This is a genomic window from Cupriavidus sp. U2, assembly GCF_009663685.2.
Lineage (GTDB): Bacteria > Pseudomonadota > Gammaproteobacteria > Burkholderiales > Burkholderiaceae > Cupriavidus > Cupriavidus necator_C.
Genome location: NZ_RCOG02000002.1, coordinates 186114 through 206616 on the forward strand (window position 1 = coordinate 186114; position 20503 = coordinate 206616).

At 66.2% G+C, this 20503-nt stretch carries 17 protein-coding genes; 13 read left to right on the plus strand and 4 right to left on the minus strand.

The annotated features are described in order from the left end of the window. Positions 1-80 precede the first annotated feature (80 nt). Entirely contained in the window at positions 81-785 is a 705-nt protein-coding gene (locus D9X30_RS02430; protein ID WP_153946304.1) for a response regulator transcription factor, read from the plus strand. A 62-nt stretch (positions 786-847) separates the two neighbouring features. Then, positions 848-2581, plus strand: a complete 1734-nt coding sequence (locus tag D9X30_RS02435) for a sensor histidine kinase (protein WP_153946303.1) — start codon at positions 848-850, stop codon at positions 2579-2581. A 15-nt stretch (positions 2582-2596) separates the two neighbouring features. Here the strand turns inward: D9X30_RS02435 and D9X30_RS02440 are convergent, their stop codons facing one another. After that, a complete protein-coding gene (locus tag D9X30_RS02440) occupies positions 2597-3112 on the minus strand; it encodes an SET domain-containing protein (protein WP_153946302.1) in 516 nt (171 codons plus the stop codon). Positions 3113-4068: 956 nt separating this feature from the next. Between D9X30_RS02440 and D9X30_RS02445 the strand changes: the two genes are divergently transcribed. The 3 genes from D9X30_RS02445 to D9X30_RS02455 all read left to right on the plus strand — a co-directional run bounded on the left by D9X30_RS02445 (position 4069) and on the right by D9X30_RS02455 (position 6481). Next, positions 4069-4347: an HU family DNA-binding protein gene (locus tag D9X30_RS02445; protein WP_066737795.1), complete on the plus strand. Its 279-nt coding sequence runs from the start codon at positions 4069-4071 to the stop codon at positions 4345-4347. Between the two features lie 239 nt (positions 4348-4586). After that, positions 4587-5573, plus strand: coding sequence for a DUF2272 domain-containing protein (locus D9X30_RS02450; RefSeq protein ID WP_153946301.1), 987 nt, complete (start codon positions 4587-4589; stop codon positions 5571-5573). Between the two features lie 128 nt (positions 5574-5701). Continuing rightward, positions 5702-6481, plus strand: a complete 780-nt coding sequence (locus D9X30_RS02455) for an aquaporin (RefSeq protein WP_153946300.1) — start codon at positions 5702-5704, stop codon at positions 6479-6481. On the opposite strand, the gene D9X30_RS02460 is transcribed toward D9X30_RS02455, so the two are convergent. Continuing rightward, positions 6465-8222, minus strand: coding sequence for a carbohydrate porin (locus tag D9X30_RS02460; protein WP_153946299.1), 1758 nt, complete (start codon positions 8220-8222; stop codon positions 6465-6467). The genes D9X30_RS02455 and D9X30_RS02460 overlap by 17 nt on opposite strands. Positions 8223-8568: 346 nt before the next feature. Here D9X30_RS02460 and D9X30_RS02465 point away from each other — a divergent pair, with 346 nt between their 5' ends. The 4 genes from D9X30_RS02465 (at position 8569) to D9X30_RS02480 (ending at position 13458) form a co-directional block, all read left to right on the plus strand. Further along, entirely contained in the window at positions 8569-9708 is a 1140-nt protein-coding gene (locus D9X30_RS02465) for a TRAP transporter substrate-binding protein (RefSeq protein ID WP_153946298.1), read from the plus strand. A 137-nt stretch (positions 9709-9845) separates the two neighbouring features. After that, positions 9846-10751 carry an EamA family transporter RarD gene (gene rarD / locus D9X30_RS02470; RefSeq protein ID WP_153946297.1) on the plus strand — a complete coding sequence of 302 codons (906 nt, stop codon included), beginning with the start codon at positions 9846-9848 and terminating at the stop codon, positions 10749-10751. A 116-nt stretch (positions 10752-10867) separates the two neighbouring features. Then, entirely contained in the window at positions 10868-12040 is a 1173-nt protein-coding gene (gene dinB, locus D9X30_RS02475; protein WP_153946296.1) for a DNA polymerase IV, read from the plus strand. 224 nt (positions 12041-12264) lie between these two features. After that, positions 12265-13458 (plus strand): MFS transporter, encoded by a 1194-nt coding sequence (locus D9X30_RS02480; protein WP_153946295.1) that lies wholly within the window; start codon positions 12265-12267, stop codon positions 13456-13458. A gap of 17 nt (positions 13459-13475) precedes the next feature. Here D9X30_RS02480 and D9X30_RS02485 read toward each other — a convergent pair whose 3' ends face one another. Further along, positions 13476-14168 carry an aspartate/glutamate racemase family protein gene (locus tag D9X30_RS02485; protein ID WP_153946294.1) on the minus strand — a complete coding sequence of 231 codons (693 nt, stop codon included), beginning with the start codon at positions 14166-14168 and terminating at the stop codon, positions 13476-13478. Positions 14169-14336: 168 nt separating this feature from the next. On the opposite strand from D9X30_RS02485, the gene D9X30_RS02490 reads away from it, so the two are divergent. Beyond that, positions 14337-16163 (plus strand): diguanylate cyclase, encoded by a 1827-nt coding sequence (locus tag D9X30_RS02490; protein ID WP_153946293.1) that lies wholly within the window; start codon positions 14337-14339, stop codon positions 16161-16163. Between the two features lie 33 nt (positions 16164-16196). On the opposite strand, the gene D9X30_RS02495 is transcribed toward D9X30_RS02490, so the two are convergent. Then, positions 16197-16691 carry a hypothetical protein gene (locus D9X30_RS02495; protein ID WP_153946292.1) on the minus strand — a complete coding sequence of 165 codons (495 nt, stop codon included), beginning with the start codon at positions 16689-16691 and terminating at the stop codon, positions 16197-16199. Between the two features lie 473 nt (positions 16692-17164). Here D9X30_RS02495 and D9X30_RS02500 point away from each other — a divergent pair, with 473 nt between their 5' ends. The 3 genes from D9X30_RS02500 (at position 17165) to D9X30_RS02510 (ending at position 20486) form a co-directional block, all read left to right on the plus strand. Continuing rightward, positions 17165-18133, plus strand: a complete 969-nt coding sequence (locus D9X30_RS02500) for a Bug family tripartite tricarboxylate transporter substrate binding protein (protein ID WP_153946291.1) — start codon at positions 17165-17167, stop codon at positions 18131-18133. Positions 18134-18473: 340 nt separating this feature from the next. Next, on the plus strand, positions 18474-18947 hold the full coding sequence (locus tag D9X30_RS02505; protein WP_153946290.1) for a tripartite tricarboxylate transporter TctB family protein: 474 nt from the start codon (positions 18474-18476) through the stop codon (positions 18945-18947). A 24-nt stretch (positions 18948-18971) separates the two neighbouring features. Next, positions 18972-20486, plus strand: a complete 1515-nt coding sequence (locus tag D9X30_RS02510) for a tripartite tricarboxylate transporter permease (protein ID WP_153946289.1) — start codon at positions 18972-18974, stop codon at positions 20484-20486. The last annotated feature ends 17 nt before the right edge of the window (positions 20487-20503 follow it).

The window sequence follows — 20503 nt, forward strand, 5'->3', positions numbered from 1 at the left end:
AGGGCAACTGAAAGGCAGGCCGCGGGCCTGCCCTGTACAATCGGCGACATTGTTTTCCATCCAATGTCACCTGTACCGCCATGCGTATCCTGCTGATCGAAGACGACCGTCAAATCGCCAGCGGCGTGGAAGCCGGGTTGGCCCGCGCCGGCCATCAGGTACGCGTGGTGCATGACGGCGTCTACGCCACCGACCACCTGCTCAAGGAGCAGCACGACCTCGTCATCCTGGATCTGGGCCTGCCCGGCATCGACGGCATGACGCTGCTGGCTCGCTACCGCGCCCGCAACCGCACGACCCCCGTCCTGATCCTGACCGCGCGCGACGAGCTCGAAGACAAGCTGTCGGGCCTGAACGCGGGCGCCGACGACTACCTTGTCAAGCCCTTCGCCCTGCCCGAACTGGAAGCCCGCGTGCGCGTGCTGCTGCGCCGCAGCCAGCACGGCGAAGCCGCGCCGGAACGCGACGTGCGCCTGGGCCGGCTGCGGCTGTCGGGTAACGACCGCCGCATGTTCGTCGATGGCCGCCCGCTGGAACTGTCGCCGCGCGAGTTTGCCGTGCTGGAACTGCTGCTGCAGCGCCAGGGCCGTGTGGTCAGCAAGGCGCAGCTGCAGGACCATCTGGCCACCTTCGCGCACCCGGCCGGCGAAGGCGGCGACACGGTGGGCGACACTGCGATCGAGGTCTACGTGCATCGCGTGCGCAAGAAGCTCGAGGATGCCGATGTCGAGATCGTGACGGTGCGCGGCTTCGGTTATCTGCTACAAATCCGCGCGGGCCACTGAGCCCGCGACCGGCACGCGCCGCCCGGGTGGCGGCCGCCTTCAACCGGAAGTCCTGACCCGCCATGTGGCCGCGTTCGCAATCTTCTTCTGCCCCGCCTGGCGATGCGAGCGCCACGGGCAAGCGCGCACGCGGCGGACGCAGCCGTGCCGGCGCGGCGGCACGCGGCACATCGAACCCCAGCCTGCGCATCCACCTGCTGCGCGCGCTGGCCACGCCGCTGTTCGCGCTGGTGCTGACCAGCGGATCGCTGTCGTACTGGCTGGCGGCGCACTACACCACGCAGGTCTTCGATCGCGCACTCTATGGCGTGGCCAACAACATTGCCCAGCAGATCCGCATTGCGGGTCCGCGGCTGGAGCAGGACATCCCGATCATCGCCCAGACGCTGGTCGAGGCCGAGGGCACCGACCGCATCTACTGGCGCATTCATGGTCCGGACGGGCTGATCGGCGGCATGGACACCTGGCTGGGCTACGGCACGGGCCAGACATCGCTGCACGATGCCCGCCTGTTCTACGCGTGGTTCAGCGGCCGCCAGGTGCGCGCGGTGCGCCTGCCGGTGAGCCTGCCCAGCCCGGCCGCCGACGAACTGGCAACGACGCCGTCCGAGGCGCAGATTCCGCGCGGGCCGATCGTGGTCGAGGTGGCCGAACTGCTGGACCGGCGCGAAACGGCCGCCAACGAGATCCTGCTGTCGGTGTCGGTGCCGCTGATCCTGCTGCTGCTGGTGGGCAGCCTGATCCTGTCGCACGTGCTCAAGGAAGAACTGGTGCCGCTGCAGATCCTGACCGACAAGCTGAACCGCCAGACCGCGCGGTCACTGGCGGCGCTGGACGAGACCCAGGTGCCGGCCGAGGTCGAGCCGCTGATCCGCGCCCTGAACGCGCTGCTGTCGCGCCTGCGCGATGCCCTCGATGCCCAGCGCAAGTTCATCGCCGACGCCGCGCACCAGTTGCGCACGCCGCTGACGGCGGTGAAGCTGCATGCCGACCGCGCCGTGGAAGCCGATTCGCTCGATGTGGCGCGTCATGCGCTGCGCGAGGTGCAGACCGCCGCCGACCGCGCGGTGCGCCTGTCGAACCAGTTGCTGTCGCTGGCGCGCGCGGAGCCCGGCCTGTCGCTGGAGCGGCTGGGCCCGGTCGAACACTTCGACCTGGCGGAACTGGCGTTCGAGATTGGCGCGGAATGGGTGCCCCAGGCACTGGCGCGGCGTGTGGACCTGGGCTTCGAGGTACTGCCCGGCCCCACGTTCACCGGCGGGGCCCCGGCCGTGGTGCGCGGCAACCGGCTGCTGATGCGCGAGGCGCTGTCCAACCTGATCGATAACGCGGTGAAGTATGTGCCGGCCGGTGGACGCATTACGGTGCGCGCCGGCGGCGAGGCCATGGGCCACCGTGGCATGGCCGTGGTGATGGTGGAAGACAACGGCCCCGGCATTCCGCCGGCCCGCCGCGAGGAGGTGTTCAAACGCTTCTTCCGCGGCGATCACACACCCGGCACGCCCACCCTGCAGGCTTCGCCCGGCGGAGCCGGCCTGGGTCTGGCCATCGTCCACGAGATCATCACCCTGCACCAGGGCACGATCCGGATCGAGGATGTGCCGGCGTCCGCCGCCGCGTCCGTCCCGGTCACGCCGGCCATGGCCGGCGGGCCGGACGATGGTGCGGGCGCGGTTTCGCCGCATGCCCCCGCATCGCCGGAAACGTCCGCATCGTCGAATGCGTCGGCACGCCGCGCGTCGATGCGCTTCGTGATCCGGATCCCGTGCGAGGCACCTGGCACCACGCCGGCCTAAACCGGACCGGGCGGCTTATTTGCCCGACTTCTCCTTGGGCGCCAGCATCGTGCCGCGGCACTTCGGGCTGCCGCAACGGCATTCGTATTCCTTCTTCAGCTTCTTCGTATAGCGTGCATCAATGACCAGGCCGTAGTCATAGAACAGCTCTTCGCCCTCGGCGATATCGCGCAGGGCGTGGATGAAGACGCGTCCCTTCTTCTCGCGCGCTTCGCAGTTCGGCTCGCAGGCGTGGTTGATCCAGCGCGCCCGGTTGCCGCCGAACTTGGCATCGATGACGTTGCCGTCGTCCAGGCTGAAATAGAACGTGTGGTTCGGGTCCGCCGGATCGTGCGGGTGGCGCTTCAGGGCTTCCTTCCAGGAAATGTGCTCGCCCTTGTACTCGATCACGCGCTCGCCTGCCGCAATGGCGCCAATCGCGTAGACACCCTTGCCATGCACGCCCGACTGGCGCACCTCGATACGGTCGCTGGCGGTCTTCTTGCCCGCCTGCCTCTTCTGATCCTTGGCGTCGTTGGCCTTGTCCGACATGTCTGATGTTCCTGCGGTGGTGGGCCGGTCCAGTCCGGAGAACCGGATGATACCCGTGCGGCTGTGTCAGGTATACGCATCGGCGCCCGGACCGGGCCGGGCACGTTTACCGGGCACGGCGACGTATACCGGCCGGTGCCAATGTGGATAACCGGGGCCATTTTTGTGGATAAGCGCATGGGTTTGGTGTGGGCTGCCTGGGGCTGGCATGGGGAACGTATACGAACAACCTGGCGGGTATACGTCCCTCATCCCATCCCGAAGGATGAGTCATCCACGCGCGCCAACATGTCATCCCTGTGCTTTCGGTATACGTAAACGGTTGATCCGATTGGCGTATACCGGGTTATCCACAGAAAGGCAGGGGGTTTACCTATCACTACTATCTGTATACATGAAAGAAAGATGTAAACCATACGCAGGAGGACCGCAGCCGGTGCGTATACGGCGAACGTCCGATGCAACACAGGCGGTGCCGTCGCGATCGGCACGCTTTCACGCAAGATGAAAAATTGGGCAGGCCCCACGGGGATGGAGGCAGGCGGTATACGTCGGGCCGTCACCTGAGGCCTGATCGCCACAATGGGCACTCGACAGCCTTGCAGCGCCGTATACAGGCCTCTCAGGGCGTATACGTCTCCTGGCCTGCCCGAGCCTCTCCGGGGCCCCAGAACGCGTCCTGGGGCGTATACGTGGCTCCAGGGCCGTATACCGCGCCCCGCCATCCTTTGGTGAGCCTGGGCGTATACCGGCGCTCCAGGCGCGCGCTTCTTTCGTAAAAAACCCGCCAACGTTGACCTGACGCGGCCTGCACGCCAAGGGCCGGTAACAAACTGTTCCCGGTGCGGCGTGTCCGACACGGTATGATGTGGCCCGCGGCGTCTTTGCCAGCGCGGCTTCCAGCGAAGTCGCCGGCCCGGACGTCAGTGTTTTTTCAACTCGATACGGAGTGAAGCATGACGAAAACTGAACTGATCGACGCGATCGCAGCAGGCGTGGACGGTCTGACCAAGGCCAAGGCCGAACAGGCCCTGAACGTGACCCTGAACGCCATCATGGATGCCGTGGCCAAGGGCGAGACCCTCAGCCTGATCGGCTTCGGTACCTTCAGCAAGGGCGAACGTGGCGAGCGCATGGCCCGCAACCCGCGCACCGGCGAAGAAATCAAGGTGGAAGCTGCGAAGACCGTGAAGTTCAAGGCAGGTCAGAAGTTCAAGGACGCCGTCAACCAGTAATGCCGACGGGCAAGCTTGTCGCCCGGTTCGCATGACCCCGCCGTGCCGCCGCCATAGCCCGAAAGCGGCGCAGGTGCGCAGCGCGCGGGGACGTTATCCACACCATTTTTCCCCCAGCTCCGCGTGGAGAATCGCACAGTTGGCCAGGCCCCTTCACAGGCCTGCAGCGACCACGCGAAAATGTCATCCACGCTTGGCTAATCAAGGCCTTGCGCGAGATCAGGAATCACGAGCCTGACATGTCGTTCCGCTTGCCGCAGCGCACATTTCCACAGCCTTATTCACAGCAGTTTCCACACAAACTTCCACAGCATTCTCCACAGGCACGCACGCGTACCTGGCAGGGTGCGATGGCGGTGGTGGCGCTGGCCGTCCTGTGCGGTTGCAGTACCTCGCCGACACGTACGGCCCGGCCGCAGGCCGTGCCCTTGCCCGACTACGGGCGCGTGGCCACGCCGCCCGGCGCCACGGCGCGTGAGCGGATCGTCGATATTGCCCTGCAGGAATGGCGCAAGTGGGGCAGCCAGGTAGTGCGGATCGGTCGTGACGATTCGGCGTGCGTCACCCAGAGTCCGCTGCCCGCCCCGGCCGCCGCGCTGCCTGCCAATGGCGCCGGGGGGCAAGGCACGGCGATGCAGCCGTCAGCCGACATCGATATGGAAGAGGATGGCGACAGCCAATGCCTGCGTTTTCCCGATGGCACCGGCATGGAGGCCACGCCGCAGGGATGCCGGATGGCCCAGCGTTACTGGGGCATCGTTGGCGAGGCGCCGGACTGCCGTCAGGTCACGCAGGGCGCGTGGGCGTGGTCGGCCGTGTTCATTTCATGGGTGATGCGCAAGGCCGGGCTCGATAACGACCAGTTCCTGACGGGCCAGTCCCATTCGATGTACGTGGTGGACGCGCGCGATGGCATCCTGCCGCGCCCGGCGTTCCATGTGGAGCGGGTGCCCGCCGTGCCGCGCCCTGGCGACATGATCTGCGCGGGCCGGGGGCGTGACAAATATCTTTCGGATCCGTCCGAAATCGGCTTCGGCACCACGCCCATGCATTGCGACATCGTGGTCGAGGTGGATCGTGCCGCCAATGTGGTCAAGGCAATCGGCGGCAACGTCCAGCAGTCGGTATCGATGGATGTGATCGACCTGAACGACGCGGGCCAGCTCGACGGCTTCACGAATTCGCACATGCCGTGGCTGTTGATCCTGCGTAACGACCTGCAGTAATCGCAGTCATCACTGCCGCCGTCAGGCCGATTCGGTACCGGCGGTAGTTTCTCAACATCGCCCCGTTGCATTGACGGGCCGTCCCCCGCCGCGAAACACTGCGCGATCGTATTTCGACGATCTTTCGCATGTCCGCCGCAGCGCCTCCTCCTTCTTCCAGTTCTTCGCCCGTCCCCCTTTCCCCTCCCGATCTCGCGCGCCGCCTGGTGGCCGAAGCACTGGGTACGGCCCTGCTGGTGGCCATCGTCGTAGGCTCGGGTATCCGCGCGGAACGGCTGGCCGCCGGCGATACCGCGCTGGCTCTGCTCTGCAACGCGCTGGCTACCGGGGCCGGCCTGGTGGCGCTGCTGGTGTCGCTGGGGCCGGTGTCCGGCGGGCACTTCAACCCGGCGGTCAGCCTGTCGAACCTGATCCAGGGACGGCTTTCGCCGCGCGAAGCCGCCGGCTATGTGGTGGTCCAGCTGATGGGTGCCGTACTGGGTGTGATGGCCGCGCATGCGATGTTCGGCCTGCCCGCGCTGTCGTTGTCGACGCAGGCGCGCACCGGGGCGCCGATGTGGTGGAGCGAATGCCTGGCGTCGTTCGGGCTGATCGGGCTGGCCATCGCCACCGGGCGGTCGCGGCCAGGGCTGGTGCCGTTTGTCGTGGCGGGCTATATCACCGCCGGCTACTGGTTCACGTCCTCGACGTCGTTCGCAAACCCCGCCCTGACACTGGCCTGCGCGCTGACCAATACGTTCACGGGTATTCGCTTGATGGATATTCCCGCGTTTATTCTCGCCCAGACATTTGGTGCGATGAATGCAACGCTACTGTTCCACTGGCTGTGTCCGCCGGTGACGATGGCGCCGGGAGTCCTGTCCAGGCGCCGGTGGAAAGGCCATCCGGGGCTTACCAGCGCCGATTGAGCTGCACGCCGAAGATCGAGCCGCTGGTCTGCGAAGCCCAGGCGTCGGCCGGGGCCGCGAAGGTGATGCCGTCCACGTCGCTGGCACGGCTGTACGTATAGAACGCGCGCAGGTTGGCATTGCCGGTGGCCTTGCCCAGCGTCATCGTGGGTGCCACCGTGAACGCGGTGCGCTGGCCACCCACGCCAAACCCCGACGAGATCTGGTCGTGCGCCACCTCGAAGCTCAGCTTGAACTGGTCGCTGGCCACAAAGGCCGGACGCACGCGGGTGGCGGCCCACTGCAACGTGCCGATGCCCGATCGATCCAGCTGCAGGCTCGATTCCACCGAGCCGGCCAGGCCCGAGCGGCCTTTCCACTCCATCGATTCCGACACCCGTACCCGCGACAGCGCGTTACCCATGCCCGAATAGCCGGTCATGGCCGTGCGCGACCCCTGCCCGTACTGGAAGCCCAGCCGGTTGGTGCCATACAGCACGCCCTTTTGCTCGTGCATGGCCGATGCCCACCATGCGCTGCCGGTGTCTTCGATTTGCGACAGCGGCTCTACCCGCGTAAAGCCGACCCGTACCGAACCCTTGTCATTGGTGTCGATCGGGGTCGAGAGCACCGAGTGATAGCTGGGAAGCTTGGCGCCATTTAGGTCGTTACGCGCGGTGTATTGATAACTCACGCCGAATTCGCCCAGTTTGGCGTTGTCGATGCCAAAACGCATCGATGGCGAATTCGGCGGCAACAGTCCCGACGACATCAGGAACGGATTGCTGTCGCGACGCCCTGCCCAGACACTGGCGCCGTCGAGCACGGTCAGCCCCGACAGGCCGCTGACCGAGGTATAGAAGTTCGGCACCAGCGCGTATGGATCGACAGCGGCAGCATTGCCGTTGACCGATGTGGCATTGGTGCCCTTGGCCTGGGCGACCAGCTGCACCTGTGCGCCGCCGCCGATATCCGCCACCGATTCGCGGATCTTGACCTCGCCCGAACTGGTGCAGGCCAGACCCTGGCCAAACCCTGCCGATGGTGTGCCGCCACCCGGACACGCGCGCTGCGTGCCGGAGCGGTCTTCGACCGCCGCGCGGCCGCTGTAGCCAAGGCGCCAGACCGAACCCCCGGCTGGGTCGTCGGCCGGGAGTTGCGAACGCAGCACTGGCGGCCCGTCGGACGGGGTCTCCGATGCGATATCGGCGTTTTCCGAATGCCGCGCTGGTGTTGGCGTCCCGTCCTGCGGCAGTGCCGGGAATTCGCCCAGCCGATGCGGGAACAGCACCACCGGCGGCGGTGGCGGGGGCGGCGGGGCCAGCGAGTCGGGCGGACCCACGAAGTCCGGATTCTCGTTGGCTGGCATCTGGGCCAGAGCGGTGCCCTCGGCGGCCGCGGGCGTTTCGCCAGCCTGGGCCGCCAGTGCCGCATTGGCCGGCGCGGCAGCCCGGTCCTTTGCGGCATCGGCGCCATCGGCAACATTGGCCGACTGAATCAGGTCCGCCAGTGGATCAGCGGACGCAGCGGCGGGTACGGTCGCCGGTACGCTGGCAGGTGGGGCGGCAGGTGCGGTGACAGGCACGGCGCCGGCCGCCACGGCGGAGGTCGTCAGCTGGGTCGTGCTCTCCGCAATCATCGGCGGCGGCGCTACCGAAGTGCCTGTTTGCGCGCACGCGCTGAGCCCCCAGGCGGCCAGGACGACAAAAGTCAGGCGGCGACGGGCAAATGGGCGGGCGGGAGGCAGTACGGATTGCAGCATGGACACAACAGGGCCGGCGTGGAAGAACTCCGGAGGGAGGGCTCAGTTTTTAACAGGCGAACTTTTTGACCGCAAGCCGGGTTACAAAATCCCGCGATCGCGTCACAAAGCGTTGGAAATGCGTCCGGATTCCCACATTGCGGAACGCGAATTGCACCGTTTCGAAGCATGCCCCGGCGACATGGCAAAAGCGTTGCAGAAGTGCCGAATTCCTAGCGAAAACCCCCATCCCTGAGGGCATCCGTGCTGAAAACGCCACCGCTATAATCGTCCGACCTGTCTTCCGGGCAACGCATAACGGGTGCAAGGCAGTCACGCCTATATATCTATAAAAGAGGAGATGTCCATGGAACGTCGTTCCTTCCTGTTGAAGGCTTCGGCCGTAGCTGCCACGGGTGCACTTGCCGCCTGCGGCAAGGAAGAAAAGCCCGCGGCCCCGGCCGCATCGGCCAGCGCGCCGGGCGCGCCCGCCGTGGTCGGCAGCAACCCGGCGGTGGAATGGCGCCTGGCGTCCAGCTTCCCGAAATCGCTCGACACCATCTATGGCGGGGCCGAACTGCTGAGCCAGCGCGTGAAGGAACTGACCGACGGCAAGTTCAACATCAAGGTGTTCGCCGCCGGTGAAATCGTGCCGGGCCTGCAGGTGCTGGACGCCGTGCAGAACCAGACCGTGCAGATCGGCCACACGGCCGGCTACTACTACTTCGGCAAGAATCCGACGCTGTGCTTCGACACGACCATCCCGTTCGGCCTGACCGCGCGCCAGCAGAACGCCTGGATGATGCAGGGCAACGGCATGAAGCTGATGCGCGAGTTCTTCAAGGAATACAACGTCGTCAACTTCATGGGCGGCAACACCTGCGCCCAGATGGGCGGCTGGTTCCGCAAGGAAATCAAGACCGTGGCCGACCTGCAGGGCCTGAAGTACCGCGTGGCCGGCTTTGCCGGCGTGGTGCTGGCACGCCTGGGCGTGGTGCCGCAGCAGATTGCCGGCGGTGACATCTACCCCGCGCTGGAAAAGGGCACGATCGACGCGGCCGAATGGGTGGGTCCGTACGACGACGAAAAGCTCGGCTTCTACAAGGTGGCGCCGTACTACTACTACCCGGGCTGGTGGGAAGGCAGCGCGCAGCTGTCGTTCTACGCATCGCAACCCGAGTACGACAAGCTGCCGGCGCTCTACAAGCGCGCGCTGGAAACGGCCACTATCGAGGCGCACACCAACATGATGGCCAAGTACGACACCGTGAATCCCCAGGCGCTGGCCCGCCTGCTGGAAAGCGGCGTGAAGCTGCGTCCGTTCTCGAAGGAGATCATGGAAGCCTGCTTCAAGGCCACGCAGGAAGCGTACGCCGACGAAAGCGCCAAGAACCCGTCGTTCAAGAAGATCTACGACGACTGGCGCGTGTTCCGCAACAACGAGGCCGCCTGGTTCAACGTGGCCGAGCAGGCGTTCGCGCAGTTCAGCTACGCGCGCAAGCTCTAAGCGAACCGATGATTTGGCCATTCGGCCATTTCGCTCAGGAAAAGCCCGGCTCCGGCCGGGTTTTTTCATGGCGCCACGCGCCTGCCCACACCCCGGTAGAATCCGCCCCACAACCGGACTCTACCCGGAACATTCCCATGCAACTCGGCATCTTCTACGCTCTGCTGGCGTACATCATTTGGGGCCTGCTGCCCCTCTACATCAAGTCCCTGCACGGCGTGGCGCCGCTGGAAATCCTGCTGCACCGCATGGTGTGGTCGCTGGTATTCCTGGGGGCAATACTGTTGTGGCGCCGTCATTTCGGCTGGTTGCGCGACGTGGCGGCCAATCCGCGCCTGATCCTGAACTTCGCGGCCAGCGCGGGGCTGCTGTGCTGCAACTGGTTCCTCTATATCTGGGCGGTGTCGGCCGATCGCGTGGTCGATGCCAGCCTGGGCTATTTCATCAATCCGCTATTTAGTGTGCTGCTGGGGGTGCTGCTGCTGCACGAGCGGCTGCGGCCGGCCCAGTGGCTGTCGATCGCCATCGCGGCGGCCGGTGTGTTCTGGCTCACATGGTCGGCCGGACAACTGCCATGGATTGCGCTGGGGCTGGCGGCGTCGTTCGGCGGTTATGGTCTTCTACGGAAGACCGGCGCGCTCGGTGCGCTCGAAGGCCTGTCGCTGGAAACGCTGATCCTGTTCCCGCTGGCCGCTGCGGCGCTGGGCTTCCTGCTTCTGACCGGGCACGACACCACGCGCAGCGCAGGCACGGGTACGCAGATCCTGCTGCTGCTGGCCGGCCCGCTCACGGCGGTGCCGCTGCTGTTCTTTGCCGCCGGCGCCCGCCGTATCCCGCTGTCGCTGCTCGGCCTGCTGCAATACGCCGGGCCCACCATCCAGCTGGTACTTGGCATCTGGCTCTACCACGAGCCGTTTCCGGCACAGAAGCAGATCGGCTATGCCCTGATCTGGATCTCGCTGGCCATCTACGCGGCCGAGGGTTTGCTGGTCACGCGTCTGAATGCGAAGCGGTCCATCAGCGCGAAAAATGAACCTGCGTAGAAAATAGCTTCCTCTATCCGTCATGTGAATATACGTGGCAACCGCGCGCTATTCCGGAAACAACGTCGCCACACTATACTGTACGGATATACAGTATCGATCGCCTCTCCACGCTCATGCCCCCGAACGCTTCCCGGCGTATTGCCCATCTCGACATGGACGCGTTCTACGCTTCGGTGGAACTGCTGCGCTATCCGGACTTGCGTGGCCAGGCTGTAGTGATCGGCGGCGGGCGCAATGCGGTGCCCGAGGTACTACCCGACGGATCGCGCCGCTATGCCCGGCTGCGCGACTATGTGGGGCGGGGCGTGGTCACCACGTCCACCTACGAGGCCCGGGCCCTGGGCGTGTTCTCGGCCATGGGCATGATGAAGGCCGCCAAGCTGGCGCCCGACGCGATCCTGCTTCCGACCGACTTCGACGCCTACCGCCGCTACTCGGGCCTCTTCAAGGCAGCCGTCCGAACATTCACCGGACAAATAGAAGATCGCGGGATCGACGAGATATATATCGATCTAAGTGATATTGAGGGCGAGCCGCACGAGGTAGCCGCCCGCATCAAGGCTGCTGTCCATGAAGCGACAGGCCTGACGTGTTCGATCTGCGTGGCCCCCAACAAGCTCCTGGCCAAGATCGGGTCCGAACTGGACAAGCCGGACGGGCTGACCATCCTGACCCCGGCCGATATTCCCACGCGCATCTGGCCACTGCCGGCGCGCAAGGTCAACGGCATCGGCCCCAAGGCCGCGGAGAAGCTGCAGGCCATCGGCATCGACACCGTGGGAGACCTGGCCGAGGCCGACCTGGCGCTGCTGCAGGCGCACTTCGGCCGCAATTACGCGGGCTGGCTGGTGGAAGTGGCCCATGGCCGCGACGACCGTCAGGTGGTGGTCAGCTCCGAACCCAAGTCGATGAGCCGCGAAACCACGTTCGAGCGCGACCTGCATCCGCGTACCGATCGCCCCGTGCTGTCGGAGCAGTTCACCCGGCTGTGCATGCGCGTGGCCGACGACCTGCGCCGCAAGGGGTACGTGGGCCGCACGGTGGGCATCAAGTTGCGCTTTGACGATTTCCACACCGTGACCCGCGACCTGACCATGACCGCCCATACCGCCGATGGCGCGATGATCCGGCGCGGTGCCACCGAGTGCCTGAAGCGGATACCGCTGGAGCGGCGCATCCGGCTGCTGGGCGTGCGCGTCAGCGCCCTGCTCCCGGCGGCCGAGCAAGGGGACGATCCCGCGCCGGTGCAAGAGGAATTCCGCTTCGACGACGAGGCGGAAGGCTGAACGGCCTTCCTCCAGGCGATCCCGGGCCGATCCCAGGCCGTTCCAGCAGCGTTTCCGCACGTCCACAGCCATTCCGCGCCGCCCGGACGCGGCGCCGCCCCCGATCGCCTCAATACGCCAAAATCCCCACGTCATACGGCCCTATCTATCTCCCGGTAGAATCGGCGGCTTCGACGGGCGCCCATCGAGAGCGCCACGCCCCACCCTCCGCCCACGCGCGCCCCATGACAACCGCCGCTCCCGCCCAACGTACCGCCGCCCCGGCCGCCTGGATCACGCCCCTGCTGGCCGTGGCCTGCGGCATGATCGTCGCCAACCTGTACTACGCACAGCCGCTGGTCGGGCCGATTGCACGTGCGCTGCAGCTGTCGCCGGAAATTGCCGGCCTGATCGTCACGCTGATCCAGATCGGCTACTGCGTGGGCCTGCTGCTGCTGGTGCCGCTGGGCGATATCGTCGAAAACCGCAAGCTCGTGCTCACGCTGGTGGGCGGGTGCGCGGCGGCCCTGCTGGCGGCGGCGCTGGCCACGCATGCCAGCGTGTTCCTGGTGGCGGGCTGCGCGATTGGGCTGTGCTCGGTGGCGGTGCAGGTGCTGGTGCCGTTCGCGGCGCACCTGGCTCCCGAGCATGCGCGCGGCCGTGCGGTCGGCAATGTCACCAGCGGACTGCTGATGGGCATCATGCTGGCGCGTCCGGTGTCGAGCCTGGTGTCAGACCTGTTCGGCTGGCACGCGATCTTCGCGGCGTCGGCCGTGGCGATGGTGCTGCTCGGCATCGTGCTGGCGCGCAAGCTGCCGCAGCGCCGGCCGGCGCCCGGCGTCAACTACATCCAGATGCTTGGCTCGATGAGCCATCTGCTGCGTACCCAGCCGATCCTGCGCCGCCGGGCCGCGTACCAGGCCGCCATGTTCGGCGTCTTCAGCCTGTTCTGGACCACCACGCCGCTGTACCTGGCCGCGCCTGCGTTCCATATGTCGCAGACCGGTATCGCGATCTTCGCGCTGGTCGGTGTGGCCGGTGCCATTGCCGCGCCGATGGCGGGCCGCTACGCCGACCGTGGCCACAGCCGGCAGATGACCGCACTGGCGCTGGCGCTGGGCGCGGCATCGTTCCTGCTGAGCCGGGTGGGCGCGGAGGGTTCGCTGCTGTCGTTGCTGTCGCTGACGGTGGCCGCCGTGCTGCTCGACTTCGCGGTGTCGACCAATCTGGTGATCGGCCAGCGCGCGATCTTCTCGCTGTCCGACGAACACCGCAGCCGCCTCAACGGCCTGTACATGGCCATCTTCTTCGTGGGCGGCGCCATCGGATCGTCAGTGGGCGCGTGGGCCTATGCGCGTGCGGGCTGGCCCCTGGCCAGCTGGATCGGCTTCGCCCTGCCCGCCATCGCGCTGCTGTACTTCCGCACGGAACGTCGTTGAGCAGCCAACTCGGTCGGCTACGCGGCCACTGCGCGCTGCAATGCCGCGCGCGCCAGCAGACGGGTTGAATCGAGCGTCGGCAACGACGAATTGCTGTCGTCGATGATCAGCGGAATCTCGGTGCAGCCCAGCACCACTGCGTCGCAACCGTTGTTCCGCAGGTCATCGATCACGCGCCGGAATGTCGCTACCCCTTCCGGCGTGGCGATGCCGGGCACCAGCTGGTTCATGATCACGTGGTCGATCAATGCGCGGTCTTCCACCGGCGGGCGCACCGCTTCCAGCCCGCGTGCGGCCAGCGCGGCCGGATATACCTCGCTGTCCACCAGCCACCGCGTGCCGGTGATGCCAAGCCGATGGAAGCCGCGTGCCACGGCGGCGTCGGCCACCACCTCGGCGATATGAAGCCACGGCAGCGGCGACGTGGGCCGCACCAGGTCCAGCGCCGCATGGATGGTGTTGTCGGGGCAGATCACGAAATCGGCGCCGGCCGCGGCCAGCTTGTACGCCGAGCGCAGCATCAGGTTCGCCACGCCCTGCAGGTCGCCGCGCTCCAGGCAGGCCACATAGGTGGCAAGCGATGGCGTATGCATCGTGATTTCCGGATGTCCGTGCGCGCCGAGGAATCCGGCCCCTTCCATGCAGATCGTGCGATAACACAGTGCCGCGCCTTCGGCGGAACAGGCCGCGATACCGATGTGCCGTGGCATGAGAAATCCCCCTTGATGGTTGTCAGGCTTTCATGATGGCATGCGCCGCGCGGCTGCACTACACTGAGCCGGCGCGCCACGCCCTGGCGTGCCCGCCGTCGATGTTGCAGGTAAAAGTCGCCGTTTTACTACCCGTCCCGTGGGCGGGCCTTGCCGGGGAGACGATCGATGTCATGGCGCAAACTGCTGCCGAGGCCGCGCTGGCTGCCGCGCGCGGCGCTGATGCACCCGCAGCGCGTGGTCATCGCCGGCTTCAGCCTGGCGATGCTGCTGATGCTTATCGTCGGCGCGCGTGACCTTTACCTGCTGCGCGACCGTGTCCTGTCATCGCGCCACCACGACCTGACATTGCGCGCGCTGGGCGGCGAAGCGGTCTTCGCCGCCGAACGCTCCAGGCTGGTTTTCGTGCGCGACTATGCGCAGCAACTGATCACCCTCTACGACAACGGCGCGGCCCCGGCAGAGCCCGCCGTGGAGCGGGCCTTCGCGCAGCGCAACGAGCGTATCTGGCAGATGGAGGTGCCGCTTGGCGATTCTCCGGTGATCGGCACGGCGCCCGCGGTGCTCGACGAGCTCGAAGGCTTCGAACGGCGCGACGCCGACCTGCGGGCCGACCTGTACGCGGCGCGTCAGCTCAGCCATGTGCTGGGCCTGAGCCTGCGACTGCGCGACGACGACAATGCCGGCGGTACCGTGAGCTATATCTCCAGCAATGGGCTCTACGTCACCTACCCGCCGCTGGCGCCGGACAAGGCGCCGGCACTCTTCAGGCGGTTCAGCGATATCTCGTATTACCGCGACATGCTGCCCGAGCGCGATGCGTCGCGCGACATTCGCTGGACGCGGGTCTACACGCAGTTCGAAAGCACGCAGTTGCGCACGACATTGAGCATTCCGGTCTATGTGGAAAACCGTTTTCGCGGCGTGGTGGCCATCGACGTGGAACTGGCGCGTCTGCGCGACCTGATCGGCGTGCCGGAAGACGCCGGCACCACGCGATACCTGATGGACTATCGCGGCGGCATCATCGCGTCGAGCCGGCACAACGTGCGCATCGACATGCACTGGCCCGACGATGTGGACCGGGCCTGGCGCGGTGTTCCCGTGCAGGACCTGTTCCACGCAGGCGCCGGCATGCGGCACGCGGATGGCCAATATCTGATCTACCAGCCGGTGGGCCAGCGCGGTACGTGGCTGCTGGTGGAATCCTTCAGCGATGCCGACGTATGGCGCGCGGTCCTGCAACGCACCAGCACACCGCTGTTGTCGATCTGGCTGGCCCTGCCGCTGTTGATGTTTGTCACATTGCGCGTGGTGACGCTGCTGTTCCGCCACTACGTGGCAGCCGGCGAGACACTGCAGCGCCTGGCCGAGACTGACCCGCTTACCGGGTTGGCCAACCGGCGGCACTTCGGCGAGGCGTTCGGCAGGGAATCGGCACGACGGCGGCGCGAGCGCGAGGCTGCCGGCGCGGACGACAGCCTGGCCGGCGGCGCCCCGGCTCGTGTCGATGCATCAGCGCCCGCACCGCTGGCGATGCTGATGCTCGACATCGACTTCTTCAAACGCGTGAACGACCGCTGGGGCCATGCCAGCGGCGATCACGTGCTGGTGGCGCTGGCCGACGTGCTGCGCCGGAATCTGCGCGAGATAGACTTGCCGGCGCGGCTTGGCGGAGAGGAATTCGCGGTGCTGCTGCCGCAGACCACGCTGGCCGAAGCCGAGGCAACCGCGCAACGGCTGCGCGCCGCCGTGCAGGCCACGCCAGTGAAACCTGCACCCGATGCGCCGTCGCCCGGCGAGGGCGACGGACGCATTCATTTCACTGTATCGATTGGCGTCGCAGAAGCCGTGAGCGACGGTTGCCCGACACTCGATGCCATGCTGGCGACGGCCGACCGCCGTCTATATGCCGCCAAGCAAGCGGGCCGTAACCGGGTGTGCGCGGCTGATGCGCCGGCCGGCAATACTGTGGCGCCATCTGTTCAGGGATAAGACAGTTCATGGACGTCTCCGCCGCGGTTTTGCCTAGCGCAACAGGAATGCGATGTCGTCGGCCGTGATGACCGACACCGGAATACCCTTGCGACGCTGAAACAGGATGTGTTGCTGCACGCGGCTGCGCTGCTCGGCAAACGTGGCCGGATCGATCGGCGTGCCAGCGCGCGCGTAGTGTTGCACCAGCAGCTTGTAGGCGCGATGCCGGATCTGCAGCGTCTCGTTGTCGGCGCGCAGGCGCTGCCATTCGGCAGGGCTCAGGTCCAGCGTGTGGTTGAGTTCGTCGACCGTGCGCGCATGCAGGTCGCGATACATGTCGCGCTCGGCTTCGGCGCGATGCAGTTCGTCGCGCAGCGCCATGATCTTGTGCTGCAGCTTGAGCGTCTGCCCCACGGCCGCCTGCATGCCCTTGGCCGCCTCCAGTGCCTGGTTGGCGGCCGCAACGGTGCTTTTCCACAGGCCGCGGTCGGCGCCTGCGTCGCGTTCCGGCGACCAGACGTCCGACGCCTTGATCGTTGTATCCATGATTGACCCCTGAGACTTCTTGTTTGTCACTTCACCCGAAAACCGAAAAGACCGGATATCCCGAATCGGCCAGCGCCTCGTTGTGCGATGGTCCATCTCAACCTTGTTGCATTGTTTGTGGTCGCCGTGTCGCACCGCAGCTTCAGCACGACGCTGTCGGTGCGGCAGCCAACTGAGATAAATCGTAGTGAGATGTCCGACCTGAGCCAAGTCAAAGATGTGCAGATCTGATCTGGCAGGTACAACGATGCCAAAAAACGACAGGCGCCCGGTCCGGCCGGGACGGGAGAGAGGCAGACAAAGCAGACAACACCACGTAAACCCCGAGCATCAAGCAGACGTTTTGACAGGGTTTTGACAGTTTCACGCTTCTAGAATTCGGGCCATGGCTACTGCTGTCTCTTCGTGGATGGTGGTAAATAGCCAAAAACCTAAAAGCACAACCCAAATTCCAATAAGACAGGAGACACGCGATGCCTCGCGCGCTTGCCCGCTTTACCCATGTCTTCGTCGCTTCGGCTGCGCTGGCTGCTGCCGTGGTGGCCGCACCGGCTTATGCCGTCGACAACCTCAAGGTGATGATCGGCGCCAACCCCGGTGGCGGCTTCGACCAGACCGGCCGCTCGCTGGGCGCGGCCATGGTGGCGGCTGGCACGGCCAAGTCGGCTTCGTATGACAACAAGGGCGGCGCGGGCGGCACCATCGGCCTGACGCAGTTCGTGAACACCGACAAGGGCAACCCGAACGCGCTGATCGTGACGGGCGCCGTGATGGTCGGTGCCATCGAGACCAACCACCCGCCGGTGACGCTCAAGAACGCCACGCCGATCGCACGCCTGTTCGCCGACACGATGGTGATCACGGTGCCGGCCAGCTCGCCGATCAAGTCGATGAAAGACCTGACCACGCAGCTCAAGGCCAATCCGGGCAGCGTCAGCTGGGGCGGCGGTTCGAAGGGTTCGATCGACCACATCCTGGCCGGCCTGATCGCCAAGGACATCGGCGTGGATCCGAAGAAGATCAACTACGTGCCGTTCCAGGGCGGTGGCGAGGCTTCGGCGTCGATCCTCGGTGGCCACGTGACCGTCGGCATCGCCGGCGTGTCGGAATTCCTGCCATTCATCAAGACCGGCAAGATGCGCGCGCTGGCCGTGACGTCGAAGGACCGCACCGCCGACATCCCGACCCTGAAGGAACAGGGCGTGAACGTCGAGATCTACAACTGGCGCGGCGTGTACGGCGCGCCCGGCATCACCGCCGACCAGCGCAAGGCCCTGATCGATGCCGTGGTGAAGGGCACCGAGAACCAGGTCTGGAAGGACGCGCTGCAGAAGAACGACTGGACGCCGTTCCTGCTGACCGGCGACGAGTTCGGCAAGTTCGTGGAAGCCGAATCCGCCCGTCTGGGCGCCACGCTGCGTGAACTGGGCGTAGCGAAGTAAGACCTGCCTCAAGGGACCGGGCGCACGCCACGCCATATCGGCACGGCCGCCTCGGTTCCGCATGTCGACGACCGGCCGGCCACCGCCGCCGGCGCCGCCAGTGAAGTAGTAGAAGTACGAAAAAGTAATACGAGACAGCAGTACAACATTTCGTTACCCGAGTCGCGGAAGTTTGCTTCACCCTGTCGTTCCCGCCCGGCTGCCGATCCGAGATCGGCACGCACGGAGGACGGCACGGGGCCCCGGTGCCGCCATCCCCTGCGCAACACCGAAAAACAGACCCATCACGTCACCGGGCCCCGTGACCGCGCGGGTGGCAGGACCATCCGAGAGCCCCACCATGAAACCATCCCACGTATCCATCGGCGTCGCCGTCCTGGCGTTGTCCGTGTTCTTCTTCGCCGGCATACCGGGCATTTCGGGCGACGAGGGCTATGCCGGCCTGTCGCCACGCTTCGTGCCCACGCTGGTGGCCATCGGCCTGGCCGTCTGCGGCGCGCTGCTGCTGTGGCAGGGCGTGCGCGGCGGCTTCCGGAACATGCCCGAGGAAGATGCCGAGCTGCCCGCGGCGCCGCACAACTTCAAGGGTTTCCTGTGGGTGGCCGCCGGCCTGGTGGCCAACATGGCGCTGATCGGCACGCTGGGCTTCGTGTTTTCGTCCACGCTGATGATGGTGTGCGTGGCGCGCGGCTACGGCAGCCGCCGCATCGTGCGCGACGCGCTGATCGGCCTGATGCTGACGCTGCCGATGTGGGCGCTGTTTGATTTCCTGCTCGGCATCAACCTGCCGCTGCTGCCCGTCGCGGGCTTCTGATCCACGCCTACGGGAGACACTGACATGGATACCCTGAACCAGCTGATGCACGGCTTTGCCGTGGCCATCACGCCAATCAACCTGATGTGGGCCCTGGTGGGCTGCTTCCTGGGCACCGCCATCGGCGTGCTGCCCGGCATTGGTCCGGCCCTGACCGTGGCCATGCTGTTGCCGCTGACAGCCAAGGTGGAGCCCACGGCCGCGCTGATCATGTTCGCCGGCATCTACTATGGCGCGATGTACGGCGGATCGACCACGTCGATCCTGATGAACACGCCGGGTGAATCGTCGACGATGGTCACCGCGATGGAGGGCAACCTGATGGCCAAGAATGGCCGCGCGGGGCCCGCGCTGGCCACCGCCGCAATCGGCTCGTTCGTGGCCGGCACGATCGCCACCGTGCTGCTGTCGATGTTCGCGCCGGTGGCGGCCGACGTGGCGCTGCAGTTCGGCCCGGGCGAGTACTTCATGATCATGCTGCTGGCCTTCACCACGGTGTCGGCCGTGCTGGGTTCGTCGCTGCTGCGCGGCATGACCAGCCTGTTCCTGGGCCTGGGCATTGGCCTGATCGGCATGGATTCGCTGTCTGGCCAGACGCGCTATTCGATGAACGTCCAGGAACTGTACGACGGCGTGGACATCGTCGTGGTGGCCGTGGGCCTGTTCGCGGTGGGCGAGGCGCTGTTCAATGCGTTCTTCCCGCAGCCGGAGGGCTCGTTCAACAAGCTCAGTTCGGTGCACATGAGCAAGTCGGACTGGAAGCGGTCGATCCCGGCCTGGATCCGCGGCACGTTCATCGGCTTTCCGTTTGGCCTGATCCCGGCCGGCGGTGCCGAGATCCCGACCTTCCTGTCGTACGCCTCCGAGAAGAAGCTGTCGAACCACAAGGCGGAATTCGGCAAGGTGGGTGCCATCGAAGGCGTGGCCGGCCCCGAGGCGGCCAACAACGCCGCCGTGACGGCGACGCTGGCCCCGCTGCTGACGCTGGGTATCCCGACCTCGAACACCACGGCCATCCTGCTGGCGGCGTTCCAGAACTACAACCTGCAGCCGGGTCCGATGCTGTTCCAGACCTCGGGCGACCTGGTCTGGGGCCTGCTGGCGTCGCTGTACATCGGCAACGTGATGCTGCTGGTGCTGAACCTGCCGGCGATCGGCCTGTGGGTGCGCATGCTGCGCGTACCGACGCCGCTGCTGTACGGCGGCATCCTGATTTTCGCCGGTCTGGGTGCGTACGGCATCCGCCAGTCGTGGTTCGACCTGCTGCTGTTGTTCGTGATCGGCCTGCTGGGCATGGCCATGCGCCGCTTCGACTTCCCGACCGCGCCGGTGATCGTCGGCCTGATCCTGGGGCCGATGGCCGAGAAGCAGCTGCGCAATGCGCTGTCGATCGGCCAGGGCGACTGGACCCTGTTCGTCAAGCAGCCGATCTCGGCCACGATCCTGGCCATGACGGTGGCCGTGGTGGTGGTGCCGCGCGTGCTGCGCTGGCACGCCAACCGTTCGTCGGCGCGCGCCGAGGCGGACAACGCGGCCTGACGTCCGCCCGGGCGTTC

Bases quoted from the DNA above. Each gene is read 5' to 3' on its own strand.
- D9X30_RS02505 (WP_153946290.1), top strand. From the start codon at position 18,474: ATGAAACCATCCCACGTATCCATCGGCGTCGCCGTCCTGGCGTTGTCC.
- D9X30_RS02450 (WP_153946301.1), top strand. From the start codon at position 4,587: ATGTCGTTCCGCTTGCCGCAGCGCACATTTCCACAGCCTTATTCACAG.
- D9X30_RS02495 (WP_153946292.1), bottom strand. From the start codon at position 16,691: ATGGATACAACGATCAAGGCGTCGGACGTCTGGTCGCCGGAACGCGAC.
- D9X30_RS02440 (WP_153946302.1), bottom strand. From the start codon at position 3,112: ATGTCGGACAAGGCCAACGACGCCAAGGATCAGAAGAGGCAGGCGGGC.
- D9X30_RS02490 (WP_153946293.1), top strand. From the start codon at position 14,337: ATGTCATGGCGCAAACTGCTGCCGAGGCCGCGCTGGCTGCCGCGCGCG.
- D9X30_RS02435 (WP_153946303.1), top strand. From the start codon at position 848: ATGTGGCCGCGTTCGCAATCTTCTTCTGCCCCGCCTGGCGATGCGAGC.
- D9X30_RS02480 (WP_153946295.1), top strand. From the start codon at position 12,265: ATGACAACCGCCGCTCCCGCCCAACGTACCGCCGCCCCGGCCGCCTGG.
- D9X30_RS02430 (WP_153946304.1), top strand. From the start codon at position 81: ATGCGTATCCTGCTGATCGAAGACGACCGTCAAATCGCCAGCGGCGTG.
- D9X30_RS02455 (WP_153946300.1), top strand. From the start codon at position 5,702: ATGTCCGCCGCAGCGCCTCCTCCTTCTTCCAGTTCTTCGCCCGTCCCC.
- D9X30_RS02510 (WP_153946289.1), top strand. From the start codon at position 18,972: ATGGATACCCTGAACCAGCTGATGCACGGCTTTGCCGTGGCCATCACG.
- D9X30_RS02485 (WP_153946294.1), bottom strand. From the start codon at position 14,168: ATGCCACGGCACATCGGTATCGCGGCCTGTTCCGCCGAAGGCGCGGCA.
- D9X30_RS02460 (WP_153946299.1), bottom strand. From the start codon at position 8,222: ATGCTGCAATCCGTACTGCCTCCCGCCCGCCCATTTGCCCGTCGCCGC.
- D9X30_RS02500 (WP_153946291.1), top strand. From the start codon at position 17,165: ATGCCTCGCGCGCTTGCCCGCTTTACCCATGTCTTCGTCGCTTCGGCT.
- dinB (WP_153946296.1), top strand. From the start codon at position 10,868: ATGCCCCCGAACGCTTCCCGGCGTATTGCCCATCTCGACATGGACGCG.
- rarD (WP_153946297.1), top strand. From the start codon at position 9,846: ATGCAACTCGGCATCTTCTACGCTCTGCTGGCGTACATCATTTGGGGC.
- D9X30_RS02465 (WP_153946298.1), top strand. From the start codon at position 8,569: ATGGAACGTCGTTCCTTCCTGTTGAAGGCTTCGGCCGTAGCTGCCACG.
- D9X30_RS02445 (WP_066737795.1), top strand. From the start codon at position 4,069: ATGACGAAAACTGAACTGATCGACGCGATCGCAGCAGGCGTGGACGGT.